General features: G+C 33.8%; 19 protein-coding genes, 1 pseudogene and 1 riboswitch. Of the genes and pseudogenes, 5 read left to right on the top strand and 15 right to left on the bottom strand.

Annotated features, from left to right (window positions below; genetic code table 11):
- Nucleotides 1–74: 74 nt before the first annotated feature.
- A complete protein-coding gene (locus AAAT26_RS01145) occupies nucleotides 75–914 on the bottom strand; it encodes a hypothetical protein (protein WP_024061928.1) in 840 nt (279 codons plus the stop codon).
- A 139-nt stretch (nucleotides 915–1,053) separates the two neighbouring features.
- On the opposite strand from AAAT26_RS01145, the gene AAAT26_RS01140 reads away from it, so the two are divergent.
- Nucleotides 1,054–1,713 (top strand): HAD family hydrolase, encoded by a 660-nt coding sequence (locus AAAT26_RS01140; RefSeq protein WP_008601288.1) that lies wholly within the window; start codon nucleotides 1,054–1,056, stop codon nucleotides 1,711–1,713.
- Nucleotides 1,714–1,914: 201 nt separating this feature from the next.
- Here AAAT26_RS01140 and AAAT26_RS01135 read toward each other — a convergent pair whose 3' ends face one another.
- Nucleotides 1,915–2,511, bottom strand: coding sequence for a hypothetical protein (locus tag AAAT26_RS01135; RefSeq protein ID WP_349208764.1), 597 nt, complete (start codon nucleotides 2,509–2,511; stop codon nucleotides 1,915–1,917).
- A 308-nt stretch (nucleotides 2,512–2,819) separates the two neighbouring features.
- Nucleotides 2,820–2,907: riboswitch (ZMP/ZTP riboswitch) on the top strand.
- A gap of 89 nt (nucleotides 2,908–2,996) precedes the next feature.
- On the opposite strand from AAAT26_RS01135, the gene AAAT26_RS01130 reads away from it, so the two are divergent.
- Nucleotides 2,997–4,208 (top strand): L-lactate MFS transporter, encoded by a 1,212-nt coding sequence (locus AAAT26_RS01130; RefSeq protein ID WP_349208763.1) that lies wholly within the window; start codon nucleotides 2,997–2,999, stop codon nucleotides 4,206–4,208.
- A gap of 272 nt (nucleotides 4,209–4,480) precedes the next feature.
- On the opposite strand, the gene AAAT26_RS01125 is transcribed toward AAAT26_RS01130, so the two are convergent.
- Entirely contained in the window at nucleotides 4,481–7,819 is a 3,339-nt protein-coding gene (locus AAAT26_RS01125; protein WP_349208762.1) for an AAA domain-containing protein, read from the bottom strand.
- Between the two features lie 233 nt (nucleotides 7,820–8,052).
- The gene (locus AAAT26_RS01120) at nucleotides 8,053–9,828 is read right to left on the bottom strand and encodes a hypothetical protein (protein ID WP_316689377.1); all 1,776 of its coding nucleotides are present in this window, start codon (nucleotides 9,826–9,828) and stop codon (nucleotides 8,053–8,055) included.
- Nucleotides 9,829–9,857: 29 nt separating this feature from the next.
- Between AAAT26_RS01120 and AAAT26_RS01115 the strand changes: the two are divergent.
- Nucleotides 9,858–10,379 (top strand): annotated as a pseudogene (locus AAAT26_RS01115) (restriction endonuclease subunit S); the annotation flags it as partial.
- A gap of 23 nt (nucleotides 10,380–10,402) precedes the next feature.
- Here AAAT26_RS01115 and AAAT26_RS01110 read toward each other — a convergent pair.
- The 6 genes from AAAT26_RS01110 to AAAT26_RS01085 form a co-directional block, all read right to left on the bottom strand.
- Nucleotides 10,403–11,362, bottom strand: a complete 960-nt coding sequence (locus AAAT26_RS01110) for a site-specific integrase (protein ID WP_298606197.1) — start codon at nucleotides 11,360–11,362, stop codon at nucleotides 10,403–10,405.
- On the bottom strand, nucleotides 11,323–11,907 hold the full coding sequence (locus AAAT26_RS01105) for a restriction endonuclease subunit S domain-containing protein (RefSeq protein WP_316689376.1): 585 nt from the start codon (nucleotides 11,905–11,907) through the stop codon (nucleotides 11,323–11,325). Before AAAT26_RS01105 ends, AAAT26_RS01110 begins: the two co-directional genes overlap by 40 nt.
- A gap of 143 nt (nucleotides 11,908–12,050) precedes the next feature.
- A complete protein-coding gene (locus AAAT26_RS01100; protein WP_288327573.1) occupies nucleotides 12,051–15,185 on the bottom strand; it encodes a type I restriction endonuclease subunit R in 3,135 nt (1,044 codons plus the stop codon).
- A gap of 18 nt (nucleotides 15,186–15,203) precedes the next feature.
- Nucleotides 15,204–16,424, bottom strand: coding sequence for a restriction endonuclease subunit S (locus AAAT26_RS01095; RefSeq protein WP_349208761.1), 1,221 nt, complete (start codon nucleotides 16,422–16,424; stop codon nucleotides 15,204–15,206).
- Entirely contained in the window at nucleotides 16,414–18,009 is a 1,596-nt protein-coding gene (locus AAAT26_RS01090; RefSeq protein ID WP_288327577.1) for a type I restriction-modification system subunit M, read from the bottom strand. The genes AAAT26_RS01095 and AAAT26_RS01090 overlap by 11 nt, the downstream gene beginning before the upstream one ends.
- A gap of 180 nt (nucleotides 18,010–18,189) precedes the next feature.
- Nucleotides 18,190–19,410: a hypothetical protein gene (locus AAAT26_RS01085; RefSeq protein WP_349208760.1), complete on the bottom strand. Its 1,221-nt coding sequence runs from the start codon at nucleotides 19,408–19,410 to the stop codon at nucleotides 18,190–18,192.
- 111 nt (nucleotides 19,411–19,521) lie between these two features.
- Here AAAT26_RS01085 and AAAT26_RS01080 point away from each other — a divergent pair, with 111 nt between their 5' ends.
- Nucleotides 19,522–19,758: a hypothetical protein gene (locus AAAT26_RS01080; RefSeq protein WP_038125447.1), complete on the top strand. Its 237-nt coding sequence runs from the start codon at nucleotides 19,522–19,524 to the stop codon at nucleotides 19,756–19,758.
- Between the two features lie 122 nt (nucleotides 19,759–19,880).
- Here the strand turns inward: AAAT26_RS01080 and AAAT26_RS01075 are convergent, their stop codons facing one another.
- The 5 genes from AAAT26_RS01075 to infC form a co-directional block, all read right to left on the bottom strand.
- A complete protein-coding gene (locus AAAT26_RS01075) occupies nucleotides 19,881–20,522 on the bottom strand; it encodes a PdaC/SigV domain-containing protein (protein ID WP_227037082.1) in 642 nt (213 codons plus the stop codon).
- Between the two features lie 268 nt (nucleotides 20,523–20,790).
- Nucleotides 20,791–21,345 (bottom strand): hypothetical protein, encoded by a 555-nt coding sequence (locus AAAT26_RS01070; RefSeq protein WP_316073566.1) that lies wholly within the window; start codon nucleotides 21,343–21,345, stop codon nucleotides 20,791–20,793.
- A 143-nt stretch (nucleotides 21,346–21,488) separates the two neighbouring features.
- Nucleotides 21,489–21,839, bottom strand: a complete 351-nt coding sequence (gene rplT / locus AAAT26_RS01065; protein WP_004696335.1) for a 50S ribosomal protein L20 — start codon at nucleotides 21,837–21,839, stop codon at nucleotides 21,489–21,491.
- Between the two features lie 46 nt (nucleotides 21,840–21,885).
- On the bottom strand, nucleotides 21,886–22,083 hold the full coding sequence (rpmI, locus tag AAAT26_RS01060; protein ID WP_004696338.1) for a 50S ribosomal protein L35: 198 nt from the start codon (nucleotides 22,081–22,083) through the stop codon (nucleotides 21,886–21,888).
- A gap of 20 nt (nucleotides 22,084–22,103) precedes the next feature.
- Nucleotides 22,104–22,622 (bottom strand): translation initiation factor IF-3, encoded by a 519-nt coding sequence (gene infC, locus AAAT26_RS01055; protein ID WP_008601314.1) that lies wholly within the window; start codon nucleotides 22,620–22,622, stop codon nucleotides 22,104–22,106.
- A gap of 518 nt (nucleotides 22,623–23,140) precedes the next feature.
- On the opposite strand from infC, the gene AAAT26_RS01050 reads away from it, so the two are divergent.
- Nucleotides 23,141–24,634: a DASS family sodium-coupled anion symporter gene (locus AAAT26_RS01050; RefSeq protein WP_314932973.1), complete on the top strand. Its 1,494-nt coding sequence runs from the start codon at nucleotides 23,141–23,143 to the stop codon at nucleotides 24,632–24,634.
- Nucleotides 24,635–24,701 lie beyond the last annotated feature (67 nt).

Raw genomic sequence — 24,701 nt, 5'->3', positions numbered from 1 at the left:
ATATGTTTAACTGGTAGTTTTTATTTTATCTATTAATCGTAATTAAATTAGCTCTATCAAAAGAGTCGTATCGACTAATATAGATTCTCTTCTATAATAGTGTCCTTCGTTAAGTCCTCTTCGATATAACCAACTTCATCGGTAGCTTCGTCTTCGTCACGTGTATCGATATAGATACTAATAAGGGCTAATGCGCCTTCTTCATTGAGGGTTGCAATGGTACTCATAGGCCCATAGGTTAAAATAAGACCATCTTCTTCATCGCGAATGATATGAGGCACCGCATCAAAGTGTTGGTTCATTAATTGATCAAAGTAATCCTCTACATCTAGGCCGCTTTCAAGGGTTATAGATTCAGCATCGCCTTTTTGGAATACAACGCGTGTGTCTTCATCGATATATTGATAGAAATCGTCTACATCAACATTCGCGGTTTCAAGCCATATACTAAGGGCTGTAGTCCAGTCTTTCACAGTAGTAGGCGCAGAAATAAAGGCATATTCGCTTTCATCAGTGCCAAAACGAAGATCATCATACTCGATACTATAATTTTCTTGGCTTGAAACGATACGATCTACAAGTCCTTCATCATTTACGTCTACAAAAATCATGTACACGTAATTATCGTTACTTTCATAGGAAATGGTTAAACCATGACGCCCCTCGTGAAATAACGCATCCTCCTCATACACATCAGTAATATGCATGACCTTGCAAGTAACAGGTACATTATCAGCCTTGATGGACTCAGTCATAGAGGACAAAAACTCAACAGTTTCATTGCGGTTTCGTCCAATGATGCCACGGCCTGTAGACAGATACTCACAATCTTCACTTAACATATGTTCAATACCGTGAATATCTGCGGATTCAAGAATAGATTTTATCAATAAAAGAGCTTGTATTTCAGTCATACTACGCCTCCTATACACTGTACTTATTACTTCTATTATTGTAACACAATTATAATAACTAATAGGTCTATTCTCTTGATTTTCTACATATTTATCATATACTTAAAAAGTACATATTGATTTAAAATCGGAGGCCCCTATGAAATATACTACTATCGTTTTTGATTGCGACGGCACATTGCTCAATACAGCTACAGATTTAGCCAACGCCGTAAATCATGTACTACGTACACATAACTTCCCTGAAAAATCGCTAACAGAGGTAAAAGTAGCTCTGGGTAATGCAGTAACCTATTTGATGCGTCAATGTTTACCAAGTACAGTAGCTGATCATGAATTAGATCCATACATTGAGGAGTTCAAAGCTTACTATGGTGAGCATTTAAAAGACACAACAGCTCCTTACCCAGGCATCCTAGATATGCTTGATATACTGCGTAAACAAGGTTATAAATTAGCCATCGTATCCAACAAAATCCAAGAAGGTGTAACGCCACTCAATAAAGAGTACTTTGGTGATCGTTTACCTGTTGCCATTGGTGAAAGACCAGGATTACAACGTAAACCAGCACCAGATATGGTACTACAAGCCTTAAAAGAACTAAACTCTACACCGAACGAATCTATTTATGTAGGTGACTCTGAAGTTGACGTAGCTACTGCAGAAAACTCCGGCCTACTTTGCATCGGTGTTACATGGGGCTTTAGAGAGGAATCTCTCCATCAAGAACTAGGCGTCACACATATTGCCCGAAAAGCAGACGATATTGTAAGCATTGTTGAAAGCTTAAATAAATAATAATTTCCTTTAGGTAAAAGCATATTATAATAGTTTGAAAACTATATAAACTCTTGCACAACAAAAGAGGTTCCTAATGGTCACAAGTTGACTCATAGGAACCTCTTTTTAATTTACTTTTACTATACCCGTTCAGCTAAATATTACAGACTGACTAAATACATTAGGATACACAAATATGGAAGTCTGATCAAAAACACCTTATTTATAACTAAACTGCGCATCCATAATCATTTTGCGCAACTGCTCAATGCGAACACCATTTGGTAGCTGGTCTCTATAAAACTGCAACTTATAATAGTAACGAGTATCTTCATAATCAGTAACTAATACCATGTCCGTCCTATTATGTAATGGCCAGCCATACATAAATTCAGCTAGTAAACTGCGCACACCATCATTATCGACCTCTGTTACATCATGCTTAACAGGCAATACCATCTTTGCAGTAGGTTCAGGAACCGTTCTATCTTTAACAATTTTTTCAATCTCTTTATCTAAGGTCGCACTTGTATTATCAATAGTTCTAGCCTTCACATGCATGAAGACACCATCAGAGGTTCTAAAGGCTCTCCCATCTATATCTTTAGTTTCCCCCTTAGTCTCCACAGAGTCCTTCAATACACGGAACTGATACGGCCCAAAAAACTTGGTTTCTGTAATAGCATCTAAACCCTCATCATATTGACCATTATGTACATTCGTAACATGTATTAGAGGTCTAATATCGTTAGCGTGTGAAAGCATCGGTCCAGCTAGACACAAGCCTAAACTTAGTAATATAATACAACGTTTCATATATATCTCCCCCACTAAACACTAATATTAATTGTATTGTAACATAGTTAATTCGTTTTTATGATAGTAATTACAAAACGAAAAAGGCCCGACTTAGAAGTCAGACCGTTTCTTCAAATATTTACTTTAAAAGCGAAGTCTGGCGACCAAACCATTTATGCCTCACTTTGATATAAATTATATCATATCTAAACAAGGAAAGAAATCCAAAGATTTCTTTCCTTGTTTTCAATTATAAATCATCATAATGCATACGATAGTGACTTAGATCACCGACAAGATGTCCTTTCAATTGCTATATTTGTAATATATTCCTACTGGGCTGACGGATACGTAGAATTGACTACATGCACAGTAGCACACATCGTGTGATAGCCGACCGTCTGGGCAAGCTTTTGTTCAGATGGTCTTTTTTATTGCCTTCTCGTAACAAATGCTTCTTTATCTATATCTGAGTATCTCACCTATATGAAAGGAGTTTTCTTATGAGAAATCGTTGGTTTATTGCATTAGCAGCCATTGGTTTGCACATATCCATTGGTAGCGTATATGCATGGAGTGTACTCACACGTCCTATTATGGCAGATATGGGTTTTACTTTATCGCAAACAACATGGACATTCTCGTTAGCCATTTTAATGCTCGGACTATCTGCGGGCTTTCTTGGCTCCTTTGCAGAAAAAATTGGCCCTAAGAAAAGTGGACTTCTCGCTATGTTATTCTGGGTAACCGGATTATTGGGTACGGCCTATGCACTTAGCATACACAATCTTACCTTACTCTATCTCTTCTACGGCATCATCGGTGGCATTGGACTAGGCATTGGTTATATAACACCAGTTTCTACACTCGTGAAATACTTTCCAAATCGCCCAGGATTTGCTACTGGTTTAGCTATTATGGGTTTTGGGTTTGCTTCTCTCATTGCAGGGCCTCTTATGCAATACCTTGTAGCTCAGGTTGGATTGGTAGATACTTTCATTATCCTCGGTGTAATCTATCTCATAATTATGAGCGCCTCTTCGCTCTATTTGAAAGCACCTCAACCAAAACACCCAACTCGAACTACGAAAGATAAATCCGCCATGTACGTTCATACCCATGGCATACTAGCCAATGATGCCATGAAAACTTGGCAATTCGGGGCCCTTTGGTGGGTATTCTTTATTAATATTACCTGTGGTATAGGCCTACTATCCTTAGCTTCCCCTATGGCACAGGAAGCCATTGGTATGACACCTGCAGCAGCTGCATCACTGGTTGGTATCATCGGTATCTTCAATGGCGGGGGTCGCATTGCATGGTCTACTATCTCCGATTACCTTGGACGAGCACAAACTTACATACTATTCTTTATGATAGAAATCATCGCATTCTATCTACTCGCTCAAACCAATAGCGCCCTAACATTCCAAATTTTAATCCTTCTCATTATCACATGCTATGGCGGCGGATTCTCCTGTATGCCAGCATATCTAGCTGACCTTTATGGTATACGTCAACTATCGACTATTCATGGCCGTATTCTAACTGCTTGGGGATTAGCGGGCATCGCAGGCCCTATGCTCGTATCATACTTTCACGAAGCAGGATATGGCTATACTACTGCTTTAGAATGTTTTGCCGCTCTATTTGTGTTAAATACAATTATTGCTATAGTCCTAAAAATATACGGAAAACGAGAGTTACACAACTAATAACTCCATTTAAACATGAAGAAACGGCCTGACATGATGTCAGACCGTTTTTTCAATTATAAATACTAGAAGCGAAGTCTGGCGACAGAACCATTTATGCCTCACTTGGGTATAAATTATATCATACCTAAACAAGGAAAGGGGACTAAGGATTTCTTTCCTTGTTTTGTTTTATAGACTTTTATTGTACATATAAATTCTTTATAGAAACATCTATAGTAACCTAAGACTTATAATCTAGCAATCTACTATAGTCGTTACAATTTATTAACTTAGAAATCTTCTAAAGTATATATAGGCAAGTATCGTTGCACGAATGCAAGATTTTTATTGAGTTCTGCCCATTTTGGAGCATCACCAATAACATAGATATACTCCCTTGCTCTTGTAAAGGCTACATTAACATTATTGGCGTTAACCCATTTAATAGCTCCATTAGCAGAGTCATCGCTTTGACAACCTAACATATAAATAACGACTTTAGCCTCTTTACCTTGGAAGGTATGTACAGTCCCTATATTATCATCTAACCAATCTTTCTTATTATCCTCTTTAGTCCAATTCACAATATCATCACTAAGGGATTCCATATACTTTTTAAACCCATATGCAACACTAGTAAATGGTGTAATGATAAAAATATCTTTAAACTCCACATTTCTTGCTCGTAGCTTTTGAATCAATTCAAAAGCAATTTGACCTTGTAATTGTATATATCGATCTTTACTCGTAGTAGATTCAATATTACTTGTATCATATGTTATCCAACAGCTCTCTTTGCATGGCTCAATAGGCTCTTTAGGATCCATGGTCTTATTAATCATAAAGCCACCATAAGATAACTCATTAGCTACTGTAAACATAGGATTCTTACAGCGTCTATGAATAACGAGCGGGCAACCGCCCCAAGATTCGGAACCATCAAGATTTTTGATAATGCCTGCAAATGGATTTTGTGCATCAGCTAAACTTTGTACAGATAACTCTTTACTCCGATATTTACCAATACCTTCGCCACCAATTTTTTCGACAAACAAATCCTGTACAGTTTGTACCGGTTCAATCTGTTTAGGATCACCAACTACTATTGCCTTTTGCGAACGGAATAATGCCCCTACAAGCATATGAGGTGACGCTTGTCCTGCTTCATCGATAATAATTGTACCTAACGAACTTTCAGATTTACAATTAATCAAGAATCTCTCCACAGAAGCAAAGGTAGAGGAAATAACTGGTACTGCAATCATCAAGGAATTAAGTAATGCAGGGAATATGGCATCAAGGTCAAAATTTTTCTGTAAATTTTTCCTATCATTTAATGAGCCCCAATACTGACTAAGTAATTGCATATTTTTTCTGAAGGCATCACTAATAACAACAGCCTTTTGTAATTGTAAGGCATCATATAGCAAATGCTCTCTACATTCATTTAAGTAGTTGCACATATATAAGAACGCTGTATGGGCCTCTGCTCGGTCCTCATCAGGTGACATTAACTTTGACGATATATCATCAAAACAATGTATAGGATCTTTAGTACTAATTTTTAATGTACCTAAAATATCTTGCTGTGTATGTTCTGCATTTTGGACAGCACCATCAAGTTCTTTAATATCAGATAATAGACCATCTTTCGTATTGATTATAGATTCACGCTCATTGACCAACTGATGTAATGCATCTAATTCACCTTTAACTTTTTTAAGATTTGTAGTCTCCTCTTCAATAACTGATAACAATGCAGTATTACTCATGGCTTTTAAAATAGACCAGTTAGTAGCACTCCAAATCTTATCAATAATAGAACGTTTGCGGTTCAACTCTATTAATTTAGACTCAATACTATTTTTACGCTCTATCAACTTCAACAAATTATCATCTAAATCATCATACTTACTTAATTGTTCATTGATTACAAGAACTTCCTCTTTTAATTTATCGATTTTACCCTTTAATTCTTGAATCAAATAAATATTCTTTTCATAGGCTGTTACATAAGTAAACAATGCTTTTACAAGATTATGTTGAGCCTGAAACTGTTTCTTGGCACTTTCAAAAGCAACTTGAGCACTAGGCATACGCATAATAGAGGACATATCTGAGGATAATACATCTAATACTGGCATAAATGTGTTTATATTAGACTTCTTACCAAGTCTCGCAGAAATTAGGCCCCATTGTTCATTACTCTCCGCTAAACGATCCGCTAAAAAGGTAAAATATACCTCTCTCGATTTAACGTATTCATAATTCTTATCCTTAGCAAAACAAGATAAATCAACCTGTTGGTCTGCGGACCTTGGATTAAACAATGTAGACCCATTCGTTCCCTCTTTTATAGAGGAAATATTAGGTAATTCTAATGTAATATTTTCGACAGCCTTGTTATTTGATGAAAGCACCAGCATGCCATATACGGCAATATCACTAGGTATATCATAGTAAAAAGATGTCCCATCCCGACCCATAACTTTCTTAAAGATATCGTTTACATTATTACCTTCACAAAACTTAGCAGCACGTTCAACAATATTGCTAGCAATTATATCTTTTAATAATGTTGTTTTTCCTGTACCTGGAGGTCCATTAACAGAAAAGATACCCTTAGGACTCGCCTTAGCAATATTAACAGCAATTTGCTGCATAAATGACAAATTAAACTCAGACGGCCATCTACCATATGGTAACACCTTCGGATTATACCATTTACGCATCTGTTCAGTATCTTTCAACAAATCATAATGCTCAATATCTTGATTAAGACTATTGATATAAGACAATACCTTATCATCATCCTTTAATGTATCAATATGTTGTAACACCAACTGTAAATCATCAAGGAAGAAACTAGACTTTAAATCATTAATAGGCATTGTATCAGCTTTAACAAGCTGAATCTCCTCTTCCTTAAAACCGCAATAACCATAGATATCACCGGCACGAAACATTGTAACGCCCATAGTATCCAAGATATGCTCTTGTATATACGCATTGATCACACGTGCAGCCTTATCAAGGGATACCTTTTCCTCAGGAAGATTAAAACCATCCTCGATTTCTTTAACAACCTCATCCCAGCCATCTAGCTTAATATCTTTAAACTCCACATCAGGCTGAGACATCATTTGATGAATCACCCAAATAAAAGGAGCAATTTGTAGACTCCCCTCTTTATAGTATCCCTCCGCATCAACGATAAATGATGCACTATACACATTTCCTAAATATGGTTTTTCAGGATATTCAATTTCTAATTTATCAATGAAAGTCTCTAATATTTCAGTCCCTTTAACTACACATAACAGAACAGCATGTTCATCGTCTAAAACATATTCCTTTTCATCCTTAAAATATTTAATCTCATCAATAATAGAGTAATTATAAGGATCATTTGGTAAGGGTACTACATACGTAGAAACACGTGAATTAGTTCTTTTCCAATAAGATTTTATTACAGACTGTTGATAAATAGTAGTTGTATCATTCTCAGTAGTAAATACAAGCTCATTAACATACTTCTTAGAAATTGCTTTATACTTAGGAACCTCTTTCGGTTGCAAACATTCAAGTGAATACCAATACTTTATAATTTGCTTTGCAGTATCTTTCATCTATACCTACCCTCTCTTTAGACTAATGAAAACATTATACAGGTAGAATGAAGGAATTTAATGAAAATTTTTAGCCAAGATAACCTTATATTATCGAATATCAATTTATTGTATTAAGGTTTCTATTTATAAGGTACTCATCGAAGGCCTTTAAATAGTTTAAGATTCAATTATTAAATATCATTAATAGGTAGAGCCTTTAACTATATCTTAATATAATTAGTCAAATATGATTATGTCTCTTGAAAAACTAACTTAACCATTTGACGAATTAATCTATTATTCAAATATAAATAACATGAAACCATTTTTTGCTTAACAACATCATTATTATTTGATAAATGCAAAATATCATTATACACAGGGCTTAATATGTAATAAATTTCGGGGACTTCGAGATTATAAGAATCTGCAAATTCAATTTTCCCTTTCGTTGTATGCTCTTCAATTAACTTATCTCTTAGATTGGGCGAGACTTCATTATAAATCATCTTTTCAATTTTAATTCTTATTGCTAAAGCCACTTTTATAGGATCAAAAGTATTCGAATCAGAAACTAAATATTTATCAGTTACCTCCTGAAATAACTCCTTATATAACTCAAAGTTGTTAGTAATATCTCCCAACGATATTTCATAATCAGACAAATTACACTCTTTATTACAGTAATGTAAACAGAATTTCTCAATTACCTTCTTTTTGTCAGAGTCTTGTAGTGATGAGCGTAATTTAATCACTTTAATAAGCTCACTATTAAAATCAAAAGCTCGAGAATGACTTATATAATAATGTATCTTTTGTTTTTTGAAGACATATGTTTTAAAAACCTCAGGGTCAAGATGAGTTAAAATCAGTGGAAATAATAGCTTATTATTCTTTTTACAGCTTTTTATAAAGTTACTAAGGTAGTATTGAACTGCCAAAAGATTCCCACCATCTAAATAATCAAAGATTTCATCAATTACTAATAAGCCAATATTTTTCTTAAAGTTAATTTCAAATTTTATCAAATTTCCAATAAAACATAAAATATCACGTTCACCATTCGACATCATTTTGGGACTAAAAAAATCTATAATTAATGAATTATTTTTAACCTTAGATACAATCGTTCTTCCTGTCGTATTGAAAATATTAATGTGTTCATCGATACGTTTTTTGTCATATTTATACTTTGAATATTTAAACGATTTATCTATAATTTTGCCATCAATTAATAATTGCTCTCCACAAAAATTAATAACTTGAATTAATGTTGTAATTATTACATCAATATCATCTGTTTTTATAAACGCTTTTATAATATTTATAACTTGAATAACATTAACGTTATTCATTATAAAGGTTTTGGCCCGATTAAAAGAATCATTATTTATGTTAGAGGTTCTAATACCATCTAAATATACATTAAAAGCATTTTTTATCTTCTTTTGATCAAAACATTTTTTTATTATATTTTTATTATTATAAATACTCTCCAAAAAATTATAATCCAAAAATATATTACTTAAATTTATTAAATAATTTCTTTTTAAACGATATAATTTACATATAATTTGATACTTATAATTAAGTACACACTTTTCAGGAATATTTTCATATAATTTAATTCCATCTATTGCTAAATCTGCAGTACTAAATACACTTCCCGAAGCATAGTGATTTACTTTTCTAGCATTTAAAGAGCTATTAATTACAAAAATGTCCATATGCTTACTTATTTCAGATTTGCTTTTATCTGAAATATATATACCATTGTATATTCCATCTAATTTTATAGTTACTCTAGGTTCAAAATCTGATTTATATAAATCTTGACTATCCAATTTTATTGTTCCATGTGCAACTCCCTGTAATGCAGTCGCAAGACTACTTTTTCCACTACCATTTGGCGCTACAATAATATTAAAACTATTAGCATCACAGTTTTGAAATTTTAATTTAAAAGATTCATTTCCAGATCCGAAACTTTTTATATTTTCAAAATTAATATAATTTATTTTATTCATAAAACAACCTTTCATTTAATAAAACTTGGGAACAGCGTAAGCTAAATGATTTTGGAATAGCGACAGGTGGAACATCAATTGAATCAGAATTTGTTGATGGAGGAACTTATAAAGTTATTAATATTGGTAGTTATTCAGAAGAATCAGTTTATAATGATCAAGGATTAAGGGTTAATAAGACAGACAAAACTAAGTCTAGGATTCTTAATAAATATGATTTAACAATGATCTTAAATGATAAGACCGCTTCAGGGAATATAATTGGCCGGGTACTATTAATCGATCAAGATAATACATATGTATATAATCAGCGAACAGAACGAATTGAGGTTGATACAAAGGATTTTCTTCCTATGTTTTTATACCATATGTTAAATGCACCAGAACAAAGAAAATATATTGTTAAAGCGAGTCAAGGTAATACCCAAATTTATGTGAATTGGTCAACTATTAGTAATATTGATTATATGATTCCACAACTCCTATTAGAGCAAGAGAAAATAGCAAATCTTTTTTCTTTGATTAATAAAGATATTACCCTTCATCAGTAAAAGCCATTTCTATATAATAATTCTCATGCTAATCCAGCCATAGACCGCATCACTAGATCAATATCTCTATTTTCCATTTCTTGAATAATATGTATATATGTTTTTTGTGTTGTCGTCATACTCGCATGCCCAAGTCTTCTTGCGACACTTGCAATCGACACTCCTGCAAAGAGTAATAGTGAAGCATGTGTATGTCGTAATCCATGAATTGATATGACTGGTATTCCCAACTTTTTACAATACCGTTCTAATACACCATTTATTGTCGAATTGAATACACGACCTTTAACAAATATAGGCTTATCTTCAGGTAAGCCTTTAATTAGTTCTGAGAACTTTATGATTGTTTGCCAATCAAGCTGTATTTTTCTCACTGATGAGCGATTCTTCGTTGGCAGGAATCCACCATTTCCTTTATAATCCCACGTTTTATCCACAATCAATGATTGATGTGAAAAATCAAAATCCTTTGGTGTTAATGCTAAAGCTTCTGAAAATCGCATCCCAGTTTTTGCTATTATCAATATCAACCAATCCCAGTTAATCTCGGATGTCAACTTCAAGTTAACTAACAAGGTATGTAATTCAAACTGATTTAGATATTTGATTTTCTTTATTCTCGGTGACCGACCTTTTATAATAGCCTTCCGCGTCGGATCCCTATCAATAAATCCTTCATCTACTGCATCCAATATAGCTGCTTTAATTTGATGATGAAAGTCCATTGTTGTTTGTCGTTCATGAAACTCTGCATAATCATTTAATAATTGTTGATACGATATTCTGTTTAATTGTGAAAGCTTAAGTTCAGGAACTAATTTTTTTAACCATAATAGAGTTATCTCATATTTTCGCATTGTTACATTACGAATAGCCCCTTCTTTATAAATTCGTATCCACTTTTCGTAATAAATATAAAATAGTTCGGATTTTTCCTCTATTGTCAACATAATTCCACCCCACCATTTACGCTGTTCCCACATAGAAATGGCTCTTGCTGATGAAGGGTAATCATTTTAGCAATATGGTAAAATAAACTACCAATTTTTTCTTGTTCATCTAGATTTTTTGGATATTCAATCATTGTATCTTTCAAGGCAGATTTAGATATCGAACTAACTTTTATGCCCTGAACTAATGGTCTAAGCTGCATCCTATAAGAATTTGAATTAAAAAAATTACCTAAATAACCTTTACCAAATGGAATTAGTGGTCTACAAGGGATTGTATGTAAACCACCAAGAATAAATGGCGCATTTACATTCTGCAACTCAATCGCTTTACCAACAGTATCATCTTCAGCTGTATCCGAAAAGATGATATCCCCATCTCGGAGTAATGATTTACTAAATTTAGATAAATCAAACTCAGAATTAATATAAGGTATATCTTTACTAGATCCGTCTAGTATCTCATCAAATTTAACAAGGATATCACCATAATGAATATTCTTTACATTGGGTTTTTTATAATTTAATGAGTCTCTAGACAAAGTATTATTTTGTAGGTATTCAAATGTTTCCCCCAACTTACGCTGTTCCCAAGAAAATAAAAAGCCGTATTAAACACCATATAATGTCTAATACGACCAAATCTAAACGTTTCTGACCATATACGGACAAAACTTCGGATATTCTTTTATTAACAAATATACTATAAGATTTTATGTTGCTACTTCAATTCATCTCTTAACGGTATAACTTCATCAAACAAACATACTTCCCATGCTTCTATCATGTGTTGAGGATATGAAAATGGATCAGAATCGGGGTGTTGTTGTACATATACAGGATAGTTAGCACTGCCTACTATTCTATTTTTATTGTATATATCTTCACCTAGTGTAGATTGATTTACAGAAACCATAAGTTCATCCGGATCAACACACCATATTGATGCAAAGGATTCAACAATAGAGTCATAAGCTTTAGTAAAATATTCTCTTTTTATTTTCAATAGATTACTATCTTTATCTATCACCTGTGTATCAATATCATCAAGAATATGTTTATAAATAGTACGGACTGATTCACTCTTATTCAACTTTGTTAAAGCATCTTCAATTTTTGCACGAGTGTCTTGACTGTTCGCCTCATATTCACTTAATAAAGCATCTATATAGCTCTTATCAACAGTATATGTCTGTACTGTACTAGAATCAAAGAAATCAATTAATTCAATACCAGGTTCATTCTTATCATCAGGTTTTAAGGATGCTTTTATCGTATTATATAAGCCAATATTGTCTTCTATAATTGCAATCTTTTTAGAAAAGGTACCATGTTTGTCATTATCAAGTTCTATGTTAAAGTCATCATATGAGGCAATAGCACGATAAGCTTTATTTAAATCCTGGAAGCACTTCACAAAGTTAATTCGATCTGAAACGGGAGCATATTCAGTAATAGGATTATTTGGATTTATAGCCTCTAATTTTACTAAAGCTGTATATGCAGCATTAAACTTCTTTTTAGATTCTTCATATGTTGGGTAGATCAAACTACTATTATTATTCGTTTGAGAATACAACCGCGTTGCTGCATATACATGTTCCTTCATCGTCGCAGGTTTTCTAAAGGTTGTAATCAAACCTTTATCTTTTCCTTTATATGTTCGATTAGTTCTAGAAAATGCTTGTATGAGTCCAGCATATTGTAAGTTCCGATCTACAAACAAGGTTTGACATCTAGGAGCATCAAATCCTGTTAATAATCGATCTACAACAATAACTAAATCTAAATGTTTACCAAATTCTTTAAACTCACCCTTTTTACGCGCTAACCTATTGTTAATGTCACCATTATAACGATTAATACTTTCAATAGACCAAGAGGTCCCAAACATCTGATTATACTCATCAATAATCTCAGCCATTTCAGTTTCTTTTAATGCTGAATCCTTTGTATTTTCCTCTAAAGAGTATGTAATTGCCACACGTGGAAAATCTGGATCATTCATAACCGCACCCTGGCGCAAAGGATTATTAGGAAACTGTGTTTCTAACCAGTTCTTATCGGCTGTAAATTTCTTAATTGCCTTATAATAACGCTTCGCCATATCAATGGAACTAGTTGTCAAAATAGCAGACATTGTTGGCTTACCATCTTTGAATACAAATTTACTATATGCATTGTTAGGGCTTAAAATTTTGCGAATTACAGATTGAATATGGTCATCTGACTCATAATGTGTACTCTGTAAATATTGCTCTTTATCAATATCCTTCATAGATTCAATAGTAGACACTAGCTCCTCATCGGTATAATTGATATTTTTTTCTTCCGAACGCATTGCTCGATACACTACATTCGCCAGTTCATCCTGATGTATAGTAGATTCATGTTCTACCTGAAATCCCAATACAGATCCATCTTCAAGCGCATTTTTTATAGTATATCGATGTAAAACTTCTCCATATTGATCATGTGTAGTGCGGGCATATTGACCATCAGAACTCTTTTTATTCTCCTCAAAAATAGGTGTACCTGTAAATCCAAACCATGTCGATTTTGGAAATACTTTTTTAATATCATCCATATTTTGAGCACTAATAGCTCTATGACATTCATCAACAATAAATACAATATGTTTTCCTCGAAGGTTAGCAAGTCTTCCTGGTTCTTTTTCTTGCAAGTATTCAACAGCCTTATTTAGTTTTTGGCGTGTAGTCACAATTACTACATTAGAACTTGAATCCTGTTTAAGAGCATTTGAAAGCTCCTCGGTATTCCCCGTGCCGACTATAAGTGTATTTTTGTTAGTATTTACACCTGTTGAGTAAGCAGAGGCAAATTTAGTAAACTCTGATGTCGTTTGATTATCTAAATCTTTTCTATCTAACAGCATAATAGTTCTATCTATCCCACTCTTTTGGGCAAGTAGTTTTGTAGATACAAAACTAGTTATAGTCTTACCTGAACCAGTTGCATGCCAAATATAACCAGATTGATGTTTACTTGCAGCCTCAAAAATTGCTTCTATAGCATGAATTTGGTATGGGTGTAAGACCATTAATATCTTACTGCTTACTTCTTCACTAAGAATCATATATTCAGATACTAATTCATGAGCTCTTGGAATATTTAATACCTGCTTTACAAACTCATTAATATTCTCAACCCTTGTGTTATCTCGAGTTCGCCAACCAAACATAAATTTTTCTTGTAACTCACCTTTTGGAGCAGCAGCCATATATCGAGTCGTTTGTTCATTAGACATAACATATAGCTGTAGCGTTTGGAATATAGTATTTGAAAATGTCCCTTCATCAATATATTTTTCTATTTGATAATAGGCTTGCTTAACCCCATCCTTTGCTATGGCTGTTTTTAATTCTATTTGAATAATCGGCAGACCACCTATCAATAAAGTAATATCAAATCGACGACTTCGTTCTTCTAAGTTAGATTTATTTTTTGCAATTTGATGTACTATTTCATAAGAAGAAAAACCACCATTTTTTTCAATACTAGAATAAATAATTAACTCTATACGCCCTAAACCATTATCTCTTTCCAGAACAACTGAACACTTTCCCTTTTCACCACGCAGCCATTTTGCGGCTTCAAAAGGCGTTTTAGTATTTGCCAATATTTCTGATCGAATTCGCTCAAACTCACTATCAGTTAACATATTATCATTAAGTTCACTTTTATTTCGAATCTCAATAATATTACGTAAATTGTTCCATAAATCTTCTTCTGTTTTTAAATCCGACCGAAAAGTCCATTGTCCATGTTGTGCACAAAGTAAATCAATTAGATTTTGTTCGAGCTGAGCTTCTTTTGTATTATTTAATTTCCCCATATAGTTATCCCTGTAATTCTATACAAACATTTTTTGAAGCAAGCCTTTTTTTACTTCTTGTAACCTTTCTAACTTACGCTGATGAAGGGTAATAGAATCATCTATAGTCCTAAAAAATCGGCCTATTTGTTTTTGTTCCTCTAATGAAGGGAGTACTAAACTCATCTTTTCCATTTGTTTACCAGAAACTTCAACAAAGGTTGATCCTGCACCAGTTACTTCTCCATAACGCTTTAATCTCGGTGTCATAGTATATAAAAAATACGTATCTAATTCTTTTGAATCAGGAGTAATCGATTGAAACCCCTGATTTGTACACCCTTCAGCTTGTAAAATTGCTGTATTACCTATACCTGCCCTTGATGTGAATAAAACAGTTCCAATTGGAAGTAATTTAGCAGAACTTTTCTCTAGACCCAACTTTGTTATTTTTCGAGTACTTTTACTAACATAGCGATTCTTACCTATTTCTACTGGAGAATACCAATCAATATCTCCATTCCAATATTCAGGAACATTAGTGCTTGGAGTTCCTCCCCCAGTAATAATTGCTACATCACCCAACTTACGCTGTTCCCAAGCATCAGTAAACCCTTTAAATCTAACCCCTGGAATTTGACTTCCATTTCTTGGAAATAATTTTTGTAACAATGATTTTTTAGCTAAATTGAGTTTTTTAAGCTTACACTGATGAAGGGTAATAATACTATCTATTTTTGATAATACAGCGGAAATCAGGTTTTGTTCTTGGCCCGAGCTAGGTATCGATATACTTTGTTCAATTAATTCAGTTTTTGTAATCCCTTTTATTGATGTTCCTTGAAGTACTTTGGCATTTTCTTGCATTAATCGATATAGTTGATATGCAAGAAATTTAATATCACTTCCATCAAAATCACTCAAAGACAAAAAATCTTGACTAGTAGTAAAATCTTGATTTATTACTGCAACTTTACCAACACCCACTCTCGTAACTAAAGCAATTGAATCACGAGAGATCAATTTAGCTGCTGAATTCTTTAACGCATTATTGTTAATAAATTTATTTATATTAACATGCACAATATCACCTTCAACTAAATCTGATGACTGTATCCAAGGTATATTACCACTCCAATATTCAGGATTAGCTGTTTTAGGAGTTCCTCCACCAGTTTTTATTTTGGCAATATCATCTAGCTTACGCTGTTCCCAATCTTCAGTAAATCCCCTAAATCGTATTCTTGGTTTATTTGCCATAATTAAATACCTCAAGTACACCATTTAACCAATCTTTATCTTCATCAGTACAGTCTAACTGAAGAAGCATATCATAAATTTCTTTTTCTAATTTTGCTTCTTCTTCTTTAATAGCATTCAGCTCTTTGCCAAGTACAACCATGTCAATAGGAGCTTCTTCTTCGAATGTATCAACATAGCGTGGAATATTTAGGTTAAAATCATTTTCTTTAATTTCTTCAAATGGTGCTAAATAAGAGTACTTTTCAATGCTTTCACGACTTTTATATGTATCAACAATACGTTTTATGTGCTCTGGTTCCAATTTATTCTGATTTTTGAATTTTGTGAAATCATTACTTGCATCAATGAATAACACATCTCGTCCTGGTCGATTCTTTTTAAGAATAATTACAGTAGTCGGTATGGATGTTCCAAAAAATAGATTTGCAGGCATCCCAATCACCGCATAAATACTTCCATCTTCTAATAGTTTTTTTCGAATTGTACCTTCTGCTGCCCCTCTAAATAAAACACCATGTGGCAAAACAATTGCCATGGTACCAGATGTTTTTAAATGATAAAAGCCATGTAAGAGAAAAGCAAAGTCAGCTTTAGATTTAGGTGCTAACTTTCCATAACGATTAAAACGTGCATCATCCATAAATGTAGAATCTGCAGACCACTTTGCAGAGTATGGAGGATTCATAACTACAGAATCAAACATATACGGCTCATCTGTCGGCCAGTCTTTATTTAGTGTATCCCCATTATGTAGACGTTGATCTTCAGCATTTACTTCATGAAGAATAAGATTCATGCGTGCAAGATTATATGTAGTTACGTTAAGTTCTTGTCCATGGTATTGTACACGATCCGGATTATTTAAATACTTACGTACATTTAGCATCAATGAACCAGAACCCATTGTAGGGTCGTATACAGTAAACGATGGTGTATCCTCTTGTCCAATTGTTACAATTTGAGCCATCATATTAGATACTTGTTGGGGGGTGTAAAACTCACCTGCTTTTTTACCTGAGCCAGCAGCAAATTCACCAATCAGATATTCATATGCATCACCAATCACATCACCATCATGACCTAACACATCAACTTCATCTAGTTTTTTAATAACTTCACTAATGGTAATATTTCGTTGATTTGCATCTACACCAAGTTGTTTTGAATCTAAATCAATATCATCAAATAGACCTTCGAATTGTTTGTATGCCGTTTCCAATCGTACAAAAGCATTTCTCAAATGAACCAATTCAAAAGAGTTATCCTTAACAGAATTAGCAAGCTCACTAAAAAGATATTGTGGTTCTATATGATACCCTAACGTATCTGACATAGTCGCAATAAAAAACGCTTTGCTTTTATCATTTAAAATATAAGATTTATACAGTTCTGTTTGCTTTGCTACTGTATTATATTCATCAAGGGATTTATAAGCTTTTACAACTGTAGACTCTAATAATTTATCAGATAAATATTTATAAAAAATTAGCCCTAAAAGATAATCTTTATATTGATCAGCACTCATCTTACCGCGTAAACTATCAGCAGCACTAAATAATTTTTGATTTAATTCGGCACCCATAATATCTCCTAATTTTTCATGATTTATTCATAGTAATTAATTTTATTCTACTACAAAAAATGCCACATATAAACACTTTACTAGAGTAATAGTGTTTATATGTGGTAAAGCTTACATATATATTTTCATAAATTAAATTTAGAATCAAGTCAAGATTATATATGAGATTGACTATTTCCCTTATTTTCCAAATGATTTTTCATATATACCTTTAGGCATAGCTCCCATCCCAGCTTGGCTTTTAGCATATTTATCTTTGTCATTTGCATTGTCCACATATTGAACTATATCGCGTAAGTCTTTTGATGGTGTTTTATAATCTAAATCGGCCATTATAAAGTGAGTATATAAGTATTTATCATCATATAGTGATTGAATGTACATTCTAGATATAGATCGTTCTACTTCCATATAGATAGCAGGAGTGGCATCATTCCAAACCGTTGCATATTGAATTGGCTTGAAATCAGAATATGGCTTATACATAATGAAGAATCGTATCAATTTATAATTAATTTGATGACGATTAGCCAACTCTTCCGGTTTTAATTCTCTCACCATAATACCTTCACGATATTTTTTACCATCATAGATATAAATTGCATCATTATCAGGGCCATGATAGGCCAAATCACTTGATTTTAAAGTTTGAAAAGTAAATCCATTAATAGTTATGGGTTTAGTTTTTGAAAGTATTTGTTTTGCTGGTTCAATTGAAGGTAGTACATAATTAACTAATGGTGACATTAGCTCTTTATACACATACTCCTGATCATGTGTCTTTAATAGTTCTAGTTCCTTTTTCTTAATCAAATCATAACTAATATGATAAGACATCAAAGGATCGGACTTTACACCAAAGTTAATGGCCCCTTCTAAAGCTCCACTTTTAGTCTGCCCAATCTCCCATGTAGCATTTCTAACAGTAGGATACGAGAACGAATTTTCCTTAGCTTGGCTTTCACCACTCTTACGAATAGTATAATGTATATTTCCTTCAATTAAGCGGAAATTTCCTTTTTGAACATCTGTAGTTAATGGGTCCCCTTTTATAGTTTTACCAAATTGGCTACTCTCTGGTACAGTAAATTTAATATTTGCCCCATTATCCTTAAGAATAAAAACAGAAGAAGACTGTTTTGTGGAATGATACAATTCCTTAGTAAAGTATAACAACTCATCTAGTGTCCATTTTTTAGACCCATTATTGTTATATTCATCTCGTATCTGATTAGCTATAATATTTTCAGTCTTTTGGACTTCATTACCAGTCTTACGATAATTCTGATATGCATCCTTCGATATTGTAGGATCCGCACCTGGTATATTAATATCAATTGCTTGGCTACCTAATGTCACAAAACTAAAACATAGTGCAGCCATTAACGCACGTTTCATCATAAACTCTCATCCTTTCACATAATGTCTCCCCAATATTATATATATAGAATATCATATTTTATTTGACTCATAGTAGTATAATATAAATATAGGAACAAGGAGGTAATTACTATGAAATTTACAAAACGTATACTCATCATGACTGCTTTAGCCGTAACCGCTGTTGTATCTACTGGATTTGCTTACGATTATGTATGCAATAACTCTCAGTACAATTGCAACACTAACACACAATACAACTCCGATAACAATACGAACAATACTAACTATGCACCAGGCACCAATAACAACCAAAATTATTGCGGTCCAAACTCTAATACTAGAGGATGCGGCGGATTTAGAAGATAATATGGTAAATACGATAAAGGCCTATAGTACTAAAAATGTACTATAGGCTTTTGTCGTATATTACAAGAATACTATTTAATTCATCAAAATACAGTTAGGATCAATATAGCAACATACTTTTATCAGGAGTTCATTCTGTTAAAGTATTCAATGGCTTTTGGTGTAAAACCAATATAGGTATTACCAGCTGCGTACGGTCCTAGTTCATATGGTTGGTAAACTAGATCAATGTTCCCCTTACCACGTAAGCAATAGTTATCGGTTACATATTTTACACTCCATCCACTTGGAATATAGCTCTTTGTATGATTACCTGTATAATAACTTAATACATGGGATCGTAAGCCGTTATCCAATTGTGCTGCATTCGCAATTTTTATATAGTTATATAATGGAATGCGTTGACCTGTTACTTTATTATATACAAGACCTCTTGTATTATACATACCATGAGCAGCTCCGGCGTAGTAATAATAGGTAGTTAGTAGGATTGAAACAACTTGACTATCCTCATAGGTAACCTTATAGTTTTGAGAAACTTGATAAATATGTTGGTTGTAATACATATCCTTTGCTTCGAGTACATAATTTGCAATATCTGTATTAATAACTCTTTGAGCATAAGCATGATCTGTATAAACTAAAGGATACTTTAAATCTAAATTTACATCTGATTGACTGCCTGTAACAACAGTTGCATACGTTGGTACAGTTAACATAACACCTAACATAGAGGTCATACATAGCTTTTTAAAGATTCCCATAATAATGTCTCCTTTTACAAGCACCTTAAATAGGTTTATTACTATGTTAGTTCTACAAGCTATAATAAAACTCCTCTTTTATATTTTACTTTTTTGATAGTTTATTTCACTTTATAAAACAGCTAAAACGATTTAGTATTTTACACTAAAATATAAATGTAGCTATATCATACTTTCACCATACAAAAAAGGACCCTCCAAAGAGAGTCCTTAATCTGTATTATTATGCTATTAAGCGTTTTTAGCTACTTCCATAAACTCATTTATCTTATTTCTTATGAAGAGCCATATTTTCAAAAGCTGTACCATAAGCTTCTTTAAAGATATAGTTACCTACAACATATTTAGGATCACGCAAAGCTACATCAACATATTGTTGTGGAATATTACCGAAATTCCCCAAAGCCACACCTTCATAATTAAAATCTTCCACACTATTTATCGTTAATTTCATACCAGAGCTAGCTTGTTTAGCATATATGAGGAGTGAATAGTCTTGTGCATACTGTGGAGTACGTAATACGCTGGCTACAGAATGGTTTATATTATAACGATAAGTAACTAAAACCTTGTGAATATATGAGTTAGTTCTACGACTATTATTATTTTCAACCTCATATACAACTGCCTGTGCTTTATAAATAAACTGGTTCTCTTCTATTCTTTTAATAGAACTCTTGTCTACAAAATACGTAATGGCATTTTTCCCTGTAAGAATAGGAATATTATTCTTATCATTTTTAATAGCTTCCATCGATATAGCTTGAATTTGTAATGGTATTACTATACATACTAACAATAACATAGAAAATAACTTTTTCATTAATTTAAATCCTCTCTTTTAATATTATCACACACATTATATGTATAGAATATCATATTATAAAAGTATTGATAATCTATTACTTTCACCACATAAAAAAGGACCCTCCAAAGAGAGTCCTCAATATATATATGGTTATGCTATTAAGCGTTTTTAGCTACTTCAACAAGTTTAGCGAATGCTGCTGCATCGTTAACTGCCAAGTCAGCCAACATTTTACGGTTAACTTCAACGCCTGCTTTAGCTAAACCAGCGATGAAACGACTGTAAGTTGTACCGTTGATGCGAGCCGCTGCGTTGATACGAGCGATCCACAATTGACGGAATTCGCGTTTTTTCGCACGACGGTCACGACGAGCGTAGTACAACGCTTTCATTACTGTTTCGTTAGCTTTTTTGAACAAACGGGAACGTGTACCACGGTAACCTTTAGCTAATTTTAAAATCTTTTTATGACGTGCATGAGCTGTAACGCCCTTTTTCACTCTTGCCATTGTATATTCCTCCTAAATTACGATGTATCGATCTAATAGTTAACGATTAAGCGTATGGTAAGCATTTAGCTACGCGTTTGTGGTCAGCTTTTGCAACCAATGTAGCTTTACGTAAATTACGTTTACGAGCTGGAGATTTCTTCTCAAGAATGTGGCTTTTGAAAGCTTTCGCACGCTTGAATTCACCAGTACCAGTTACTGCGAAACGTTTAGCCGCTGCGCGACGAGTTTTAATTTTTGGCATAATATAATCCTCCCAATACCTTATTTACTTACTAAAATCATGGTCATGTTACGACCTTCTAACTTAGCTGCTTTTTCAATAGACGCCGTTTCTTTGAGTTCATCAGCAAAACGTGTCAATACCGCCATGCCGAGTTCAGGGTGTGAAAGCTCACGACCGCGGAACATAATGGTTACTTTTACTTTGTTACCTTCAGCCAAGAATTTGGATGCATTTTTCATTTTTACGTAAAAGTCATGGTCTTCAATATGTGGACGTAATTTGACTTCTTTCAAAGTTACGATTTTTTGTTTTTTCTTCGCTTCTTTCTCGCGTTTTTGTTGTTCATAACGATATTTACCGTAGTTCATAATGCGAGCTACTGGTGGTTTAGCGTTAGGTGCAATTTCCACAAGATCAAGATGCTGTTCTTCAGCCAATGCCAAAGCCTCACGGCCAGACATAATACCGATTTGTTCGTTTTCAGGACCTACGACACGAAGTTCACGAGCACGAATCTCTTCATTAATGCGTGGTGTATCCTTGCTAATAGCGTTCACCTCCAAGAGAATAAAAAAAAACGGACGGCAAACACCATCCGAATAGAATTCTCTATATTAACCTCATACTTCTTGGTATTAGGTGAGTGGCGGATGGCCTCTGCTTCATAAATTACTTAATTATAATAACAAATTAGATAATGAAAGTCAACAACAATCTTAAGTTGCTCTCAGCAATTTATTATTACAACTCTTACAGTATAACAGAGATTATAAGTTCTGTATATAGGCATACTTACTGACACCTATCCCCCTTTATGTATACAATATTTCTATAATATGATTTTTAATTCTATAGAAAAATACGATACAATAATATATATAATATATATAATATATACTACCTAGCAAGGTATTATCTAACAACATATTATCTAACTGAGTATTATTTAAGTGAGTATTATCTAGCTATGTATTATCTAACTAGATATTTTTAAACTGAGTATTATCTAACTAAACATTATCTAACTAAGTATTATACAGTAATAGGTATTACACAAACTGAAAGGGGTTTTATTATGAGTGTAACAACTAGCTTGCCTCCTCAAAAGGCTCGTACAACAGTTCAAAATATAGGTCTTATTCTTGCTTTTATTGTGTTAGTTGGCATTTTATTATTACCAACACCAGAGACATTATCTACTGGTGGACATCGCATGATTGGTGTCCTCGCCTTTGCTATCATCTTGTGGATGACATCGGCTGTATCCTATCCGGTAAGTGCGACTATGATTACGGCACTCACTGCCTTATTACTAGGCTTCTCTCCAAATCCAGAAGCGCCAGCGAAAGCTATGGGCACGGCCAATGCCTTAAAGCTGATTATTTCAGGTTATTCTTCCCCTGCGATGATTCTCGTAGGTGCAGCGATGTTTATTTCCGTAGCCATGCGTAAAACAGGTCTCGATCGTCGCATTGCTATGCTCGTATTATCTAGTGTAGGCACAAAGGTTAGCCGCATCTATTTAGGTGTTATTATTACAGGACTTATTCTCGCCTTCTTTGTGCCGAGTGCAACGGCTCGTATCGCTTGTTTGGCCCCAATTATTATCGGTATCGTCGAAAACTTAGGTATTGAACGTAAAAGCCGTGTAGCAGCCTTGCTCATGATAGGTGCCGTACAAGTAGATACGTTTTGGAATATTATGATTCAAACAGCAGCCGCTCAAAACCTCGTGGCTGTTGGATTTATGCAAACACAGATGGACACATCGGTAAGCTGGATTGATTGGCTCACAGCAGCTGCACCGTTCTCCATAATTATGGCTATTATTACCTACTTTGTAACGCAAGCTTTTATCAAACCAGAGTTTAAAGAGCTCGTTGGCGGTGATGTACAACTCGCTAAAATGCGTAAAGAAATCGGTCCAATGACATTTGATGAAAAGAAACTATTATGCATCTCCATTGGTTTATTAGCATTGTGGGCCACAGGGGGTAAACTACACTCTATCGATACTACAACAACTACAATTATTGCAATTGCCTTATTCTTCTTCCCTAAAATTGGTATTATGGACTGGAAGTTTGCACAGCCAAATATCGACTGGGGATCGATTGTTATGTTTGGAGCTGGTATAGGACTTGGTTCCGTATTACTTAAAACAAAAGCTGCTACTTGGCTCGCACAGGTATTTGTAAATGCCTTCTCCCTTGAAACGGCAAGTGTGTTCCTTTTGATTGCTATTATGGCTGCCTTTCTGATTTTAATCCATCTTGGATTTGCATCAGCTACAGCTCTCTCGTCTGCCATGATTCCTATCGTAATATCCATCGTTATGGGACATTCCGCAGAAGGACTTAATCCACTTGGCGTAACAATGCTCATGCAATATGCAATCTGCTTCGGTTTAGTATTACCAGTAAACTCACCACAAGGCATGGTAGCTTACGGAACAGATACATTCGACGTAAAAACATTTATGACTACAGGCATTCCATTAACCATCATCGGCTATATCATGATGCTCGTATTTGCACTCACATACTGGCACTGGATCGGAATTGCATAAAATTAATTAGCTATCAGAATCCTACAATTTCTTATTACCGGAAATTGTAGGATTCTTAATTTTAGCA

Origin of the sequence: Veillonella parvula (assembly GCF_040094895.1) — a bacterium.
Lineage (GTDB): Bacteria > Bacillota > Negativicutes > Veillonellales > Veillonellaceae > Veillonella > Veillonella parvula_L.
The sequence above is the reverse complement of the archived record's forward strand: the minus strand, read 5'-3'. Positions and strand labels throughout refer to the sequence as shown.